Source organism: Sphingopyxis sp. CR5 (assembly GCF_059693785.1).
In genome coordinates this window covers 112,890-128,180 of the sequence record NZ_JCATIE010000008.1, presented here as the reverse complement: position 1 = coordinate 128,180, position 15,291 = coordinate 112,890, and the positions used below count along the sequence as shown (strand labels likewise).

The window sequence follows — 15,291 nt, the reverse complement described above, 5'->3', positions numbered from 1 at the left end:
CGTCGGGGACTGTTGCGAAAAGCGTTCATTACTATAAGCGTCACTGTTCGGATGTCCGAGGCAGGGGTGGTGTGAGGGCAAGTGGCTAAAAAAGCGGGACGGCGCAAGTCCGAGTTTCTGGCAAAATATCGTCTCGACGACGCGTATTTGCGCGTGCCCGACCGAAAAGCCGGGCGTGTCGGGCTGATTGAGGGGGTGGGGCCGGGCGGCGAGGTTGTGCTCATCAAGATATGGCCGCGTTCGGAGCGGCAAAAGGATGCCGATCTTGAGGCAATTTGGCGCAATGAGATACGCCAGCTCCATCGCATGGCGGGCCATCCCGTTGCGCACGAGGTGATTGCACGGCTCGCGGACGCGGGAAGCGACGCCGCTGGCTTCTACCTGGTTATTGAGCCGGGCCCGCGGCGGCCGATTGCGCCGACGCTGGAGCGCACACGCGCTGGCCACTGGTTGACCGCGCCGCGTCCTCCCGTCAACCGTGTGCGGCTCTGGCGCAATCTCAAGCGTATCGCGCTCGCGCTCGAGGCGCTGCACGGCGAGGGCATGCTTCACCGCGATCTCGACGCCTGGTCTGTCCTCAGCGCCGAAGGCGAAGAGCCCGATTTTCAGCTCACGGGTTTCGAATGGTCGATGCGTCTCGTCACGAGCGCGGCACGCGGTAAGGGCGCGCTGCGCAAGCCCGAGGGGACGGTGTCATTCCGCGGCGACTGGGCTGCTTTCGGCAAGCTCGTCGCGCGGCTGATCGGGGCTGATTGGGCCCGCGTCGATGATCTCTCGATCCCTGCATTCGAAGTCGCCGATCACCTCTCCGCAGCGGAGGTGCGCTTGCTGCGCAACCTCGCGGGCGTCGAAATCCTTGACCGTCTCGACGGTGATGTCGTCCTGAAACATATCGACCAGATCATCACCGCGGTCGCGGCCGATGCGGCGGGCAAGGAAAGCAAGCTGCACCTCGTTCTCGACCTGCGCGAGAAAGGCGCGATCGCACGGACCGTCGCGACCCATTTTGGCACCGATGCCGCGAGCATATTCCCCGAGCTTCCCTCTATCGTTGAAGCCGATCTTGCGGACGGCCCGCTCCTCGTGGCAGTGGCCCTCGAGCATGAGCCTGTGAAGCTGATGCTTCGCGGCCATGATTTCTATTACCAGCTGCGTGCTTACCGGGCGCCCCGTGCGCAAGCGCCCTCCTGGGAATATGCGGAGTGCGTCGCAATCGCGCGGCAGGGGCCCGCACAGATTAATATCGTCAACACCCTCCAGCTCGCGCCAGCGGGGCTGGAACTTATCAGCGGCGACGAGGCGCCGGCACGGTTCGCGCGGGCGCGGGGCAAGGTCAGGAATTGGGAGACGCTGCGTAACCAGATGGCGGCCGGCACAAGCGGGACTGATCCGGCGGCGGAATTTCATGGCGCGCTCACGCTCACCCTCATCATCGAGCTTCTGTTCGCCGTCGCCGAGACCTTTCCGGTGCGGCTGCTCCCCGACCTTGTACCGGAGACGGGAAGCGACGATGCGGTCATCCAGCTCGTCCCACGCGCCGATTCCGAGCGCGACAGGCTTTCAGAAGCGCTAGACATCCTTTCGCCTGCAAACCGCTTGCACAGCGCCCTGACGAGTGACGGGCTTCGGCGGGAAGGCTGGATCCTCACCACCGAGGAAAATCTCGGGCAGCAGAATGCGCGTGATGGTGAATGGAAGTTCGAGCGCGCGATCGAGCGTGAGGGCAAGCAAACCGCCTATCAATTTCGCGGGTCAGAACGACCGTCCGACAGCGAACCGCTGTTCTTAGTTCCAGAAGATTCAATAGGGCGCGATACGCAGCTGCGGCGCAGACTGAAGGCGCTCGGTGCGCTTCGCGAGCATCTTGAACTTCAGCGCGCCCTGACCAGTCCGCTGGCCGAGCTAACGCCCAGCCATGATCCCGTACCCGCCGATGCCGATCTCGGCGACCTAGACAGCTCGAAGCGCGAAGCCCTTCGCCAGATCATCAGCACGCTGCCGCTCTATTTAGTTCAGGGGCCGCCAGGCGTCGGCAAGACCCGGCTCGTCCGCGAGCTCGTCAAGCGCCGCTTCCAGGATGAGCCCACCTTGCGATTCCTGCTGAGTGCCCAGAGCAATGCGGCGGTCGATCACTTGCTGAGCGAGATCGTTCCCGCGACCAAAACGATCGATACCGAACCGCTCATTGTCCGCTGCGGCTCGGGCCGGGAGGGGGAAGACAAGAGCGAACATCGCCTTGCCAAGGTGAGCCGCGAGACATTGGGCGCGATCGCGGAGAGCGACCTCGTCGCGGGCGCCCGGCCAGCGCTGCGCGATCGCTTCAACCGGCTGGAACGCGGCGCGCGCGACCGGGCGCAGCGCATCGAGGCGGGAAAACGCCCCCAATATCCGGCTGACCTCAAAAACTTCGAAGGCGTCGTCATGCGCGCCGCCAATCTCGTTTTCGCGACCACCAATTCAGCGGATCTCGAGCGATTAATCGAGGAGCATAGCCAATTCGACTGGAGCATCATCGAAGAGGCGGGCAAGGCTACGGGCACCGAACTGATCGCCCCGCAGCTTCTCTCTCACCGTCGCCTGATGATCGGCGATCATAAGCAGCTTCCCCCGTTCAATGCCGACAAGATGATCGCCTTTCTGAGCATGCCAGACAAGGTTGTGGATGCGCTCACCATCGGCTCGGAATTCATCGGCCGCTCGTTGCGCGACGAAGCAACCGAGGCCCTCCTCGACGAAGTCGCCGAGGATCCGGGCGGCGCTCCCGCGTTGTGCGCACGTGCGATCGATGCACTGACATTGTTCCAGACACTGATCGAAACGGAATTCGGCCGCAAGCGAGGACGCTCGGGTCAGACCTTCGCGATGCGGCTCAATGAACAGCACCGCATGCATCCGGCGATCGCGAAGATCATCGGCGGCACATTCTACACGGATCTCGATGGCGCGGCGCTGGCAACCCATTCAGACAGCGAGATGCGTTTCACCACCCAGCCCTGTCCCGTTCGCTCGCTCGATCCGGCGCGTCTGCCTGATGTCCCCGTGCTGCTCGTCGATATCGAAGCAAAACAGGCTGCTGGTGGGCGCATAAGGGGGGAAGAAGCACCGCGCTGGCACAGCGGCGAGGAACGGGAAGCCGTGCGGCTGATCCTCGAACAGCTGCGGCCTGCAGGGGCGGCGGAGGCCGCCAAGGCGCCGACGTTGGCGCTGCTGTCGCCTTATTCGCAGCAGGTCGCGCGGCTGCGCGATATGATCGCGTCCGATCGCCGGTTCGACCCTGCTGCATTGGGCTTTGCATCCCCCACAGCCGATGGAAGCTTCTGCTTTACGGTCGACTCCTTTCAGGGCAGCGAAGCTGACGTTGCGATCGTGTCTCTCGTACGGAACAATGCGCATAATAATATCCGCAGTGCGCTGGGCTTTCTTGCCGACTACCGGCGTATGAACGTACTTCTCAGCCGCGCTAAATGGCGGCTCATCGTCGTGGGGTCATTCGATTTTTTGGAGGAAATCCTCAAGAGCGCCCGAATCGAAGGGAATAGCAGCGGGATCGAGTTCATCGGGACCCTGTTCGAGGAGCTAAAGCAGCTTAATCCCGCTGAGATCCAACGCATCCGGATCGATCGGTTGAAGAGGGGCGTGCGATGAGCAACATCCGCGTCGCGATCCCCGTCTATCGGGGCAAGCGCAAGTTTCACCTTGAAAAGGGGCGACGCTGGAGCATCGTCGAGCACCTCGTGCTCGCGGCGCTCGCAGAAAAGCCGCAAGGTGTCGCCGATCTCGCGGGGGCTGGGCGAATGCACCAGCGGCTGGTCATCGAAATATTAATCCGCCTCATGCGGGCTGGGTGGGTCGAACTTCGCTCTTCCCCTTCCGATCTCGTGTTCGCTGCGAGTGCGGCAGGGGCCGTTGCAGCGGCAAAGCCCGAGTTGCCTGCGGCGGCTACTCCTGTCGCGCGCTGGATGAACTTCGTCGTAGACAGAACGACCGGGACGGTGTTCAAACCCCGCGAACTCCCCTTCCTGCACAAGAATGCCGTGATCGAGCGCGAACGCCGCGAGGCCATTGTGTGGATGAAACCGCCCGAACTTGAGAGCGAGTATGAAGTGAAGGATCTCGTCGAGCATCTGTTCCGGCAGGACGAGCATTTCATCGGAATGGAGCGCGCGGGGGACCGTCTCATGGAGCGCTATGCGCTCGTGCTGGTGCGGGGCGGGAAGGTCGAGGGACTCGCCGAGCGCGCGCCGCAACGGCTCATCGACGCCGTGCTTGATGCCGCCAGACGGGGCGCGGAAAGCCGCCCGGGTCATCCGGTGACCGTCGCCGTCGTGGCGCCAGTGGTCCCAGGCGACAATGACGCGAAGATCCGGCATATCACGTTTTCCGACGAGGATTTGCTGATAGGCGGCGTAGCGAATGAAGAGGCGCTCCTGCAGTTGATCGCGGGAGCTCGCGAACGTCTTGTTATACATTCGACCTTTGTCAGCCAAAAGGCATTCGAGCGACTGCGGCCAAGCCTTCTTGAGGCAGCGCGAAGAGGAGCGCGTGTCGAGCTCATGTGGGGGGAAGGCGACGATCGTCGCTTCATCGGTCGCACCCGCCAAGCGGTAGCCGCGCTGCGAGACGAACTCGCCGCAAGCGGAGAGGATGAACTCATTCGCCTCCATCCTTTTTCGACCCGCTCGCACGCGAAGTTCGTCATTGCTGACCGTTCGGGCGGCGCTCCGCACGCGCTGCTGGGATCGTGCAATTGGCTCTCCTCGGGCATGGGGCTACTCGAGGCCAGCGTGCGGCTGCGCGACACCCGGCTCGTCGCCGATCTAATCTACCAGGCGGCGGAGCTAAGCCGCGGCCGGGATGGCCACTGGAACGCGCTGACATCGCAGCTTGCCGCTTACGCAGCATCGCTTTCCGCCGCGCCTGCGGCCAAAAGTGGAAATGTGTCGGCGAGTCTCATATTCGGCGCGGCGCACCGCGATCTGCTAGCACAGGCCAGCGCGCGCGCCGAGCGCCAGCTCTTTCTCACTAGCCATCGTGTGTCGGCGGCGGCGCGTCAAGCCCTGCTCATTCCACTCGGGGCCGCGTTGAAGGCACGGCCCGGACTCGACGTGGAACTACGCTATGGCATTGCGCCCGATACGGGCGAGCCCGACTGGGCCTCCATCACACACGGACTGCCAATGGACGGTATCCGCGTCGTCCCGCCAGCCAGACCGGAGGTTCATGCCAAGCTGCTCGGCTGGGACGATGACGATGTCGTCATCACGAGTCAGAACTGGCTTTCCGCCGATCCGGCTCCAACCAATCCCCGGCGCGAGATGGGGATCCACCTGCACGGCACCGGGATAGCCGCAAACGTCGTCGCCGCGCTTCGCGCGGCCGCCTCTACCAAGGACCGTCATGGATAATCACCCAAGCCGCGCGACCGACCATCTCCTGCGGAAGATGTGGCAGACCAAGAGCGCTCGCTTCAACGCGCACAAGCGGCTCGAAGGGCGCCACCGCCTGTCGATTTTCGCGACTTCGCTGCTATCCTGCTATCTCGTAGCGGTTTCGCTGTACCAGCTCGTCTTCGAGAGTGACTTGACGGCTACCGGTATTAAGCTTCTTTCGGTGACAAATATCGTCGTCTCGGTCTTCCTAATAATGATCACGCTCGTCGAGGCTGCGCGAAATTACGGGAGCGAGGCCGAGCGTATGCGCGAAAATGCCTTGGCGATCTCGACGCTTTACAATGCATTCCAAGCCTTGCCGCTGACCGAGGCCGATGCGCAGCGCCAGAAATATGCCGCCGACTATTCGGCGCTGCTCGAGAACGCGCAGCTCAATCATGAGGACCTCGATCGAAACCGGTTTCGCATTCCCAATGCGAAGGAACTCCAAATCAACTGGAGGACCTATGCGGCGATCCTGGTGCGCACGCTCTGGCTATTCGTTTGCGAATATTGGCTCTACATCTCGCTCGTGATCGTTCCGCCACTCCTCTTTCTCCATTTCTTGCCGAAACTTTAACGCGCTCCGCCGTCGGGCTGGTCAGCAGGCTGCGGTCGTCGCACGGAATAGGGCAGGGCTGCGGAAACGGGACCCGCACGGCATCTCATGGCCAAACTGCGTCATCCCGAGCGCGCCTCCATGGCGAATGGAATGGCCGCGTCCTGACCCCGCCGATATCGGCACCTGACTACATCAAAGCACGCATGGCGAAGCTCGCCAAGCGACGGGCGCAGGGAGGTTGGTGCGCGGGGTCGTTCTGGATGTTCTTAAGGCAAAACGGCCTTCGTTGAGATTGCCGGCATCCAACCGGTACGAAAGCCTTGCGCCGACGCAATTTCGATGAGCGGGGTTAAAAGTTTTGTATAGGCGAGCTCAAAACCATCCGCATTCAGAGCGCGAATTTGTATCTCGGACATAGCGAACACCGCGAGATAGTCTTCGATCGCCGGCAAACCGACCGGAGCGGCGGCTATCGCATTGTGATGAAAGCGGGCGACCCTCGAAAGAAGGGACCGGTCTGGAAGAGACTCATGTTTTTGGCGGTTTTGCTCAATTGACGTGGGGACAAGGTTCCAGAGCAGGTCGTGCGCGACGAAAGAGCGCGGTAACACATGATCGACGGCATACCGGATATCGAGCGGCACACCGCTATAAGCATCAGCCAGTATACCTTGGTAACTGCGGAGGCGCTCGAACATCCGCCGAGCTGGGGCGAGCTTGCGGCCGCTCGGCATCTTGAGCTTGTCGACGATGCCCGGCACATGGGGATTGCGCGCCTGAAGGAAGCGGGCGAGGGCGAACTCGGTTTGGCGCTCGAGGATTAGGCTATGGCGGAGGATCCATTCGTGCCAGCCGGGGCCGAAGCGGATGACCAACTCGCCATTGATCCGTTCAAGCGCGTAAGGGGCGCCGTTGGAATCGGCAAGCGTCGCATTCGCGATGCGAATGATTTCACGGCTGCGCCGGTCATCGCGGACAGAACTGTCAAGTTTCGTCCCGAACCAAGTGCCGAGAAAGCGTGTTGGAACGTAGCGTGCCAGAGCTTCCACTCGTGCCCCAGTTTGGTTCCACTCAGCAAGCGCTGTACGAACGCGGGTCTCTGCCGCGGTAGGTCTCAAACCGGCGCTGGCCTGCAACTCGCGCACGATGTTCTGGAGCTGGTCATGTGGGCCAAAGGACAATCGGTAAAGCGCACCCGGCGCCCAAGCGATGATGATCATTTCGCGCACCACGTCACGAACAGCAACCTGCTCGTCATGCGGCATCAGCTTGAGAAGCGCCAGGAACCAGAAGAATTTATAGGTCGCGGCTGTGGAATCGAAGGCGCGGCCCATGAGAGGAGTCCGCTCTGGCGTCACTGCCACTTAGCTGTTGACCAGCAGGCGGGCACCGAGACCATCGAGAAGCAGAGCAAGCTCTTCGCCGGTGGTGTCCCGCGCGAGACTGACGCGGATCGCCGATTTGGCATCCTCAAAAGTAACGCCCATTTTAAGAAGGACGTGAGACGGCGCGATCGCTCCGCTTGCGCATGCCGAGCCCGCGGCGATCACAATACCATCGATAGCGAGCCGTTCGATTAGATCCTGCGCATCGACATTCGGCAACAGGAACAGTGATGTATTGGGGAGGCGACGCGCACCTTCGCCGATGATTTGGACGTCGGGCTTGCGTTTGCGGAGACCCATTTCGAATGCCTCGCGCAGCTTCTCCACGCGGCCCATTTCGGTTACGCATTCCATTGCGAGCTTGGCGGCCGCAGCGAGCCCCGCCGCGCCTGCAATATTGTATGTGCCGCCGCGCCGCCCATCTTCCTGGCTCCCGAAAATAAGCGGCGGCAGACGTACACCATCGGCGGCATAAAGGGCGCCCACGCCCTTGGGGCCGTGAAATTTGTGGGCGGACAGGGAGAATAGATCGACGTCGGCAAGCATCTCGTCGAGCGACAGGGGAATTCTACCCACTGCCTGCGTCGCATCGACATGAAATAATGCCCGAGGAGCGCGCTCGCGCACGAAGCGGCCGATCGCCTCAACCGGCTGCACGACGCCAGTTTCATTATTGGCGAGCATGCATGTCGCGAACAAGGTCGTAGGGCGGAGGCGTGCCGCGAAATCCTCTGCGCGAACGCAGCCCTTCTCATCGGGCTTAATGAAGTCCACGTCCCAGCCTGAAGCAACACGTGCTTCGAGCGCAGCGATGAGAGAGGGATGCTCAATCGCACTTGCAACGATGTGGCCGGGTGCGACATCGATGGTTGCTGCGTGCACCGCCCAGCTGTTGGCCTCCGATGCGCCTGAGGTCAGGACGAAATTATCGGCAGCGTCGGGAGCGCCGAACAAGTTCGCAAGCGCACGCTTGGCATCAGCAATCGGTCGCGCTGCGCCCAGCAACTCGCCCGCTGCTGACGAGGCATTGATCTGCACTTCGGTCAAAAACGGCATCATCGCTTTCAGCACCTCGGGCGCTATCCGCGTTGTTGCATTATTATCGAGGTACGCGCGCAGCGTCATGCTCACTCCAGATCGGCGATGATCGCATCCACCAGCCTAGGCAGTTCATCCTCGCGAATAAAGGGCACCTGCGCATAAATGGGGTCGGTGCCGCCGCCAAGGATCGCTGCCAGATGACCTTTGCCAAGCAGGCGCTCGGCAGAACCGTTCTTGACTCCCAGCGACAAATCCGAGGTGCCGGCGCTGTCGACGCGAAGGACCAAGCGGTTGCCGAGGTTGGCACGAAGCTGCATGGGAAAGACCGAGGCGTCGGGGCGCTGTGCTGCAAAGATGAGATAGATCCCCGCCGCACGCGCCTTGACGCCAAGTCGGCTTACCGCTGCCTCCACGCCTGATCGATATTCGTCGATCTGCATCCAGTCGGCAAACTCGTCGTGGACGAGCCAGACGGTGGGAAGCGGCTTATCGGACTTCTGATTATAGCTGCGGATGTTCGAAACCCGCGCCGCTTTGAAGAGAGTGTAGCGGCGCTCCATCTCCTGGACGAGGGTCTCCAGCTTCGCAAGCGCATCGTCGACATCGTCGATGATGCCATCGGTGAGATGGGGCAGGGGCTCAAACGCGAAATAGTCGACCCCCGATTTCGGATCGATCAGGACGATCTCGGCCTGATCGGGCCGATTAGTGGCGGCAATGCCGAGCAGGATATTCTGCACGAGCACCGATTTGCCGCTTCCAGTGCTGCCCGCCACAAGACTGTGCGGAGCCGGCTCGGGCTCAAGGTAGAGCGGCGAGCCATCTTCTTCCTTCACCGCGATAAGCAGTCGATTGTTCGCTTCGCCGGTGGGCCGTTCCCAATTTTGCCAAACCTCGCCGATCGAAAGCGTCTCCCTGTGTGGGCGAAGGATCGAAATCACGACAAAGCCGGGCTCGGCGCGCACGCTTAAGACTTCTAGCGCATGCGTCGTCTGAAGCTCCGTAAGCCGCCGCTCCACCGAAGACACGGTAAGTTCATCGCTGCCCTTGAACTTCAACAGGGCTGCATTGGGGGTGAGTATCTTGCTTTCGAGCCGCGCGGACATCCCGTAGCGCAGCAGCGCGTTGCGGCAGCGCGTCGCAGCTTCTTCCAGCCAGGCATCGTCGCTGTCGCCGCGGGCATGTTCGGATGCCAATTCTGCAATGACTGCGTCGAGCCGCGTCACCGGTACTTCGTTTTCAGACGCAACCCCGTCGCGCCCTCGCTCGAGCTCGTCGGTCGGGGCGGGTTCTGGGAGTGAAACTGTTTCAAGCGGGGCGGAAGGCGCCGTCGTGCCATCGGGCGCGGGCGACGCTGCAGTGGCGACCGGTGTAACCGGCATCCAGTCGCCGATCGCCTCACGGCGGATGTCGTTGGGCGACTTCTGGTCGGCATAGGCGCGCAGGAAGCGACGGAGCGTTTCGGGGCCATAACGCTCCTGGAACCCCGTGCCGGTCTGTTTGACGCCGATCCGATCGTTGCTGACCTGTTCGCCAACACCTGGCGCGCCGTGCGCGAAGACGTGCGAATAGCCGCGCAGGCGGATACCGCACGCCGCCTCGCGCAAAGTGACGCGCCAGTCGGCCGCCGACGAGAGAATATTGCCGCTCGGGTCGCGCAGCCGGTCGAGCAAAATGTCCGACAGCCGTGCACGCCAGATTGCCGCGTCGGCGGGCGGAACGTCGGCGAGCAACGCTTCCTCGAGCCGTTGCAGAGTATCGCGCAGCTGGCGCTCCGAAATGCCCGCCTTTGCATTGGCGCTGGCAGCGGCGACATATTTGGCTTCGGTCACAACCACATCGAGGACAGGATTGCCGTCTTTGTCGGTACCGGGGGCTAGACAAAGAAGATCGGCGATATGCTTCTCGTCCTGCCCAAGCCAACTTGCATAATCGTCGAGAAACACCCAGGCGCGCGGCGCTTCGGGCGCAAGCTCGGCATCGACCATATATTTGGAGAGCACGACGCCGAGCAGCTCGTTGGCGTTGCTGCCATGCTTGGCCGCTCGAAGGACGAGATCACCCGACACGGCATTCGCGTCGTCGATCAGCCGCGAGCTCAGAGCAGTAAGCTCTTCCTCGCTATACGACGGATCGAGCGCACGGATTCGGCTTCGCAGCGTCGCACGCAGCAGCGCATCAGGTGCCTGCGAAGAGATGATCAGGCTGCGGCCGTCGGGACCGGCATGCTTGTAGCGGATGATGCGTATCTGATTGTCGAGCAGTTGACGGCGATCGAGAAGATCGTCGAAGTTGACGACCCAGCTTGCCAAGCGATGCGTTTCTTCAAGAATTTGCTGCGTAGCGGGATCCTGCACGGTCGTTTGCCGGGCGGGCACCAGCGTTTCGCCAGCTTGCCGGCTTTTGCGCGCAGCGCCCGGGTTGTGAAGCGCTGCGAGTGCATCGAGGTAATCCCAGCCTTCTGCAGGCTGCGCAGGGCAGGTGAGATAGACCACCGCATCGCGGTCGCCGCGCCTGATCGGGCGGCGGCGCGACCACTGGCCCGGATCGATTTCGGTGGCCGCGTAGGTGGTGCGGCCCACATCGACCCACACCATCGCCGCAGCGCGCGAAATGACGTCGTGGCAGAAGACAATATCGAGCGGGGGGCCATCGGCACCCATCGGTGGGATCGTCGTGTTTACCATGATCGAAATGCGCAGCCGCGACATGAAATCGCGCGTCGCTTCGCTCGCGTGCAAGCTGTCGTCACCAATGTCGCGCGACACAAGCTGCTGGTAAAGCTGACGCAGTCGGTCCTCGTCGCGGTGGCGGAGGATTACTTGGCACATTGCATCGCCGCCATTCCGCTCGGCTTCGGCGCGGAGGCTGTCGACAACGGCCTGCGGCAGCGCCGCGGCATCGCAATTGTAGAGCACCACCGACAGATTGTCGCGTTCATGCGGCTGCAGATCGAGATAATGTTTGACGAGCTCAGTGATCTGACGCGCGATCGGCACCACATGATCATTCGTCATCGCGGGCTCGCCGGGCTCAGCGGTCGCTGGCTCATGCACGCTATAATCGTTGAGCGCGTCGGTCTGCGCGAGAATAATCGGCTTTGCCGAGTTCCATCCCGTCACGACATCGGGCCTGATCGACTGTCCTAGCGCACGGCGTAGCTCGCCGAAATAAAGCCGGCCCGAATCAGTGAAGCTACACCCCCCAGCGCTGAGCAGCGATGTAAGGTGCGCGCGAAGGATCGACCAGCGCGCGGCTTGGCCGGCCAGACGGAGCGGATGCCAAGGGGTTACGATCGCGATCGGGCGGCTGGCGCCGGGGCCTTCCAGCTGTGCCACACCGATTTCGAGCAGTGGCTGCAGCAACCGATCAATCGCTACTGGCGCTTCGACCGTCTCTACAATCGCTCCCAGCAACTTGCCAAAGGCAGCCGCCTGATCGGTGAGCGCCTCTGCGCCAAGGCCTTCGTCTGAAAGGGCCGCGATAGCTTTGGCGTAAAGCGTCTCGAACGTGCCGAAAAGCGTGTCGAGCGGTTCGGTAATCGAGGAAACCGTCAGTTCGTCGTCGAGCAGGCTCTGCAGCGACTTTGCCCAGAGCTTGGGGATCGATTCCGCACGTGACTTCGGCGGAGCGAAAGCACCGCGTTCGCGCGCGCCGTCGGGCTCGAACGTCGCACGGTCGTGAAGGTCCACGCCGCTGCCTTGCGAACGGCCGATGCCGGCACGGTTGGCGCGGCATCGCACCATTGGGGTTTTGGCGTTATTAGCCAGCAGGCGCTCGAGATCGCCCGTTAGGCCCATGCCGATCGAGCGGGGGTTGGCTTCCCAGACGAGCCGAAGCTCCGCGCTTTTCTCGACGCTCGCGCCTTCTCCCGCTTCGAGCCACACCCTGAAATGAAGCTGACGCGCCGCTCTCGCACTGCTATCAGGCTTGCGCTTCGCATATTTCTTGATGTCGTCGCGAAAGCCGAGATAGTCGAAAGCCTTCACATTCTTGAACTCGACAAGGCCCGGAAATGCATTTTCGAGGCCGCGGTAGCGCGTTGCGAAAAAGCAGCAGACTTCGTCATTAAGCGGCAGAAAGTTGCTCGGGCTGCGCTCCTGTCCCTCTATGATCAATTTCTGCGCGCCAGCAGTGTTGGGTTGATAAAGGCGTTGAACGCTCTGGACGATCCCGTCGAGCAGATCGCGGCATTCGACGCGTTGACCGAAAATGAAACGCTCCCAAAGCGCGGCGAGCCGCTTCTCCTCGCGCAGCTCATTGGCGTGTGACGCATAAAATGTCTCGTCGTCGGGCGTCTTGGTGGGGTTCTGACGGCGCTGCTCGGCGAAAAGCTTAAGATAATCGCGCTCGGCGTCGGTGAGCAGCTCGGGATCGTTGATACGATAGAAGTCGTATGTCTCCTGACCCAGCGAACGGCCTTCGCTCTTCTGCGCTTCTTCGAAGAACTGCTGGAGCTCGGACCAGTCGATATGGAAGAGCGTGCGTGACGCATCACTCGTCCCGTCGGGCGCGTCGATATACGCCTCGATTGCGCTCTGGACCTCTTCGCGCATCCGCTCGCGCAGCTCTTCGAGCTTCTCGCGGAGACGCGCGCGGCCGGGAAGCGGCGTCTGAGTGCGGTCACGTTTCGCAATATAGCAGTCGCGCCGCCAATGGCTTTCAAAGCGAGAGCGCCATTGCGACGGCTGGCGCCGCTTGGCGGGCGCGATATCGTCGAACAGATTGTCGAATCGCGGAATGCCTAGCGCCAGCAAAGATCGGCCGAGTGCGCGCGGGACGGTCTCGCCGGTGCCCAGCGCCGCCGCCGTCGCCGACACAAATTCGGCAACCTGACGCAGGCCGGCGCGGTGAATGCGAAGCAGCGCCACGAGGGCCGCTTCCCATTCAACGATCGACTCTTCGGGAAGCACTAGGCCTTCGGATGCGATGTCGATCCACCGGCCGGCGCGTCCTTCGTCGAGCATCGCCTCGGCGTCAAACGCTTCCACCTGCGCCAGCGATTGCTTCTCGCTCTCGTTGAGCACCATGAAGCGGCCTTCGCGGGCGCAATCGGCGTGCCGTAGTTCGGCGGCGGCCACATCGGTCAGATGCTCCGCCTTGACGCCGTCAACTTCGGCGAAGCGGTAGCGGGGAAGGCAGATTTCGATACGCGGCGCGAGCGTGACGTCGGCCTCGATTGCATCGACGATGGCGAGGATTTCATCATTCTCCATCGCGCGGATCAGAAAACGTGAATTGCCGGGATCTCCGGCGCCATTGTCGAGAACGGTCTGCATCAGTCCCGCGGCGAGGCGCCCAATCAACGTCAGCTCGGCGGTCATTCGGTCTTACCTGCGAAAGGATTGATCACATAGGCGCACGCATCGGACAGCCGTTTCAAAAGTCCCATGCTGCTGAGCCTTGCCTCCAAACGGCTTTTATTCTTCTCGAAGCTCGATTCATCGAAGCTTCCCGACGGCAGCGCCACCTTGGCCTCCACCGGTCCGAACACCAGCCGGTAATGCTCGTAAACGTCGGCAAGGAATTTGCTGAACTCGACGCGGCCCGGCACTCGCGCCATTACGATCGTCTTCAGCAGATCGTCGGTCGGCGCGTAGCGCTGGCGGTTGGTGCCGCGGCTTGAAACAAGCCCGATGCCGCGGCCGTAGCTCGCGTGAACCGAACTCCAATTATCGTCATGCTTGACTTCGAGCGACTGCCGGAACTGATCGAGAAGTTCACTGACAGAGGTGCATCCCTGATCCTTGATCTTGTGACCGAAGTCGCGCTCGATAAGTTCGAGCGCCAGATCAATACGCTCGCTCTCGGGGAGCCCCTCGTCATGCACGGCGAGCCAGTCGTCGCCGGCGAACTTGCGTTCCGCATAAGCTTCCGACGCTTGGCGGCTCAATGCATCATTGTCATAATAGGATGCGATCGAGCGCTGCCGCACAAGCTCGCGTCGCGGCGCGATGATCTCGCAGATTAGGCTGGGACGGGGCCGTCCTAACATCGCCGCCGAGGTCTCGAGCGCGTAGAGCAGCACGTGGAGGCTGCCGAGCGGTGCCAGATGCGCATAGCTGTCTTGACCCGGAAGTCCGAGCTTGAAGATCGCTTCCCAATCCTCGGTCAACCGTTCGAATGCCGGGTGCTCGCGATAGGGAAGAAAACTGTTGCCCGGCATCTCAAGCGGAGCACGCTCGTCCGCATCGGCGCAGAGGAGTCCGATCAGCTTGTTCTTCGGAAGTTCGGGATTGAAGAGCGTCTCGAACGGCGCTTTCAGCGCGGCGCCGCCGCTCGACCGGCTGACCATGAGATAGAGTAGCTCGCCGGTGCGGCCGAAATTGATATAGTCGCGGCGCGGCGTTCGATCCTGCACCTTGGCATCGCTGTAGATCGCATTAACGCCGAAAGGAAAGATGAAGCGCGACGACCAGCGCACATTGTTCGATGTCTCGAGCGATGTCTGTCGGACGAGGCTCACAAGCTCGACAAAATCCTTAAAGCGCGGAAAACGCTGTTTGAGATAGTCGAAGCCCTCGGGCGGCGGCGCGTCGCAGCGCTTAATCATCCCCTCGAGCCATTTGGCCCACAGGCTCTCGTCGTCGTTCGACTCTTCGGCAAGGCGGGCAAGTTCGCTGTTGTCGAACAGGACCGAGCGCAGCCCCATTCGCCAGCGCAGCGTATAGGGCGTGCTGATCTCAGGCGTGGTTGTCTCGAACAGCTTGCCTTCGCGATGATGCGCCTCGGCGACGTTCAGAAATTCGAGGAAGAGCAGCCACGGGTTCTGGCGGGCATAGAGTCGGTGCCCATAAACCGCTTCCTCGGCCCAGATTTTGACATCGTCGAACACGCGCGATGTCTTCGGGACCTGGCCCACATTTGATGGATC

7 protein-coding genes are annotated in these 15,291 nt (G+C 61.9%); 3 read left to right on the top strand and 4 right to left on the bottom strand.

What is annotated here, in order from left to right; genetic code table 11:
* The first annotated feature begins 153 nt into the window (after positions 1–153).
* From AC58D2_RS13705 to AC58D2_RS13695, 3 genes are read left to right on the top strand one after another with little or no spacing between them, the layout of a single operon-like run.
* Entirely contained in the window at positions 154–3,645 is a 3,492-nt protein-coding gene (locus tag AC58D2_RS13705; RefSeq protein ID WP_497391410.1) for a DEAD/DEAH box helicase, read from the top strand.
* Complete coding sequence (locus tag AC58D2_RS13700) at positions 3,642–5,405, top strand: phospholipase D-like domain-containing protein (RefSeq protein WP_497391237.1); 1,764 nt, start codon at positions 3,642–3,644, stop codon at positions 5,403–5,405. Before AC58D2_RS13705 ends, AC58D2_RS13700 begins: the two co-directional genes overlap by 4 nt.
* Positions 5,398–6,009, top strand: a complete 612-nt coding sequence (locus AC58D2_RS13695) for an SLATT domain-containing protein (protein WP_497391235.1) — start codon at positions 5,398–5,400, stop codon at positions 6,007–6,009. The genes AC58D2_RS13700 and AC58D2_RS13695 overlap by 8 nt, the downstream gene beginning before the upstream one ends.
* Before the next feature lie 248 nt (positions 6,010–6,257).
* Here AC58D2_RS13695 and AC58D2_RS13690 read toward each other — a convergent pair whose 3' ends face one another.
* Genes AC58D2_RS13690 through AC58D2_RS13675 form a run of 4 tightly spaced genes read right to left on the bottom strand, consistent with a single transcriptional unit; the run spans position 6,258 to position 15,252 of the window.
* Entirely contained in the window at positions 6,258–7,325 is a 1,068-nt protein-coding gene (locus AC58D2_RS13690) for an HNH endonuclease domain-containing protein (RefSeq protein ID WP_497391233.1), read from the bottom strand.
* A 30-nt stretch (positions 7,326–7,355) separates the two neighbouring features.
* Positions 7,356–8,501 carry a cysteine desulfurase family protein gene (locus AC58D2_RS13685; protein ID WP_497391231.1) on the bottom strand — a complete coding sequence of 382 codons (1,146 nt, stop codon included), beginning with the start codon at positions 8,499–8,501 and terminating at the stop codon, positions 7,356–7,358.
* A 2-nt stretch (positions 8,502–8,503) separates the two neighbouring features.
* Positions 8,504–13,741, bottom strand: a complete 5,238-nt coding sequence (locus AC58D2_RS13680; RefSeq protein WP_497391229.1) for an FtsK/SpoIIIE domain-containing protein — start codon at positions 13,739–13,741, stop codon at positions 8,504–8,506.
* Positions 13,738–15,252, bottom strand: a complete 1,515-nt coding sequence (locus AC58D2_RS13675; RefSeq protein WP_497391227.1) for a hypothetical protein — start codon at positions 15,250–15,252, stop codon at positions 13,738–13,740. Before AC58D2_RS13675 ends, AC58D2_RS13680 begins: the two co-directional genes overlap by 4 nt.
* Positions 15,253–15,291 lie beyond the last annotated feature (39 nt).

What these genes read in the sequence shown, in the direction of transcription:
- AC58D2_RS13700 (WP_497391237.1), top strand. Translation starts at nt 3,642, where the DNA reads ATGAGCAACATCCGCGTCGCGATCCCCGTCTATCGGGGCAAGCGCAAG.
- AC58D2_RS13695 (WP_497391235.1), top strand. Translation starts at nt 5,398, where the DNA reads ATGGATAATCACCCAAGCCGCGCGACCGACCATCTCCTGCGGAAGATG.
- AC58D2_RS13690 (WP_497391233.1), bottom strand. Translation starts at nt 7,325, where the DNA reads ATGGGCCGCGCCTTCGATTCCACAGCCGCGACCTATAAATTCTTCTGG.
- AC58D2_RS13685 (WP_497391231.1), bottom strand. Translation starts at nt 8,501, where the DNA reads ATGACGCTGCGCGCGTACCTCGATAATAATGCAACAACGCGGATAGCG.
- AC58D2_RS13680 (WP_497391229.1), bottom strand. Translation starts at nt 13,741, where the DNA reads ATGACCGCCGAGCTGACGTTGATTGGGCGCCTCGCCGCGGGACTGATG.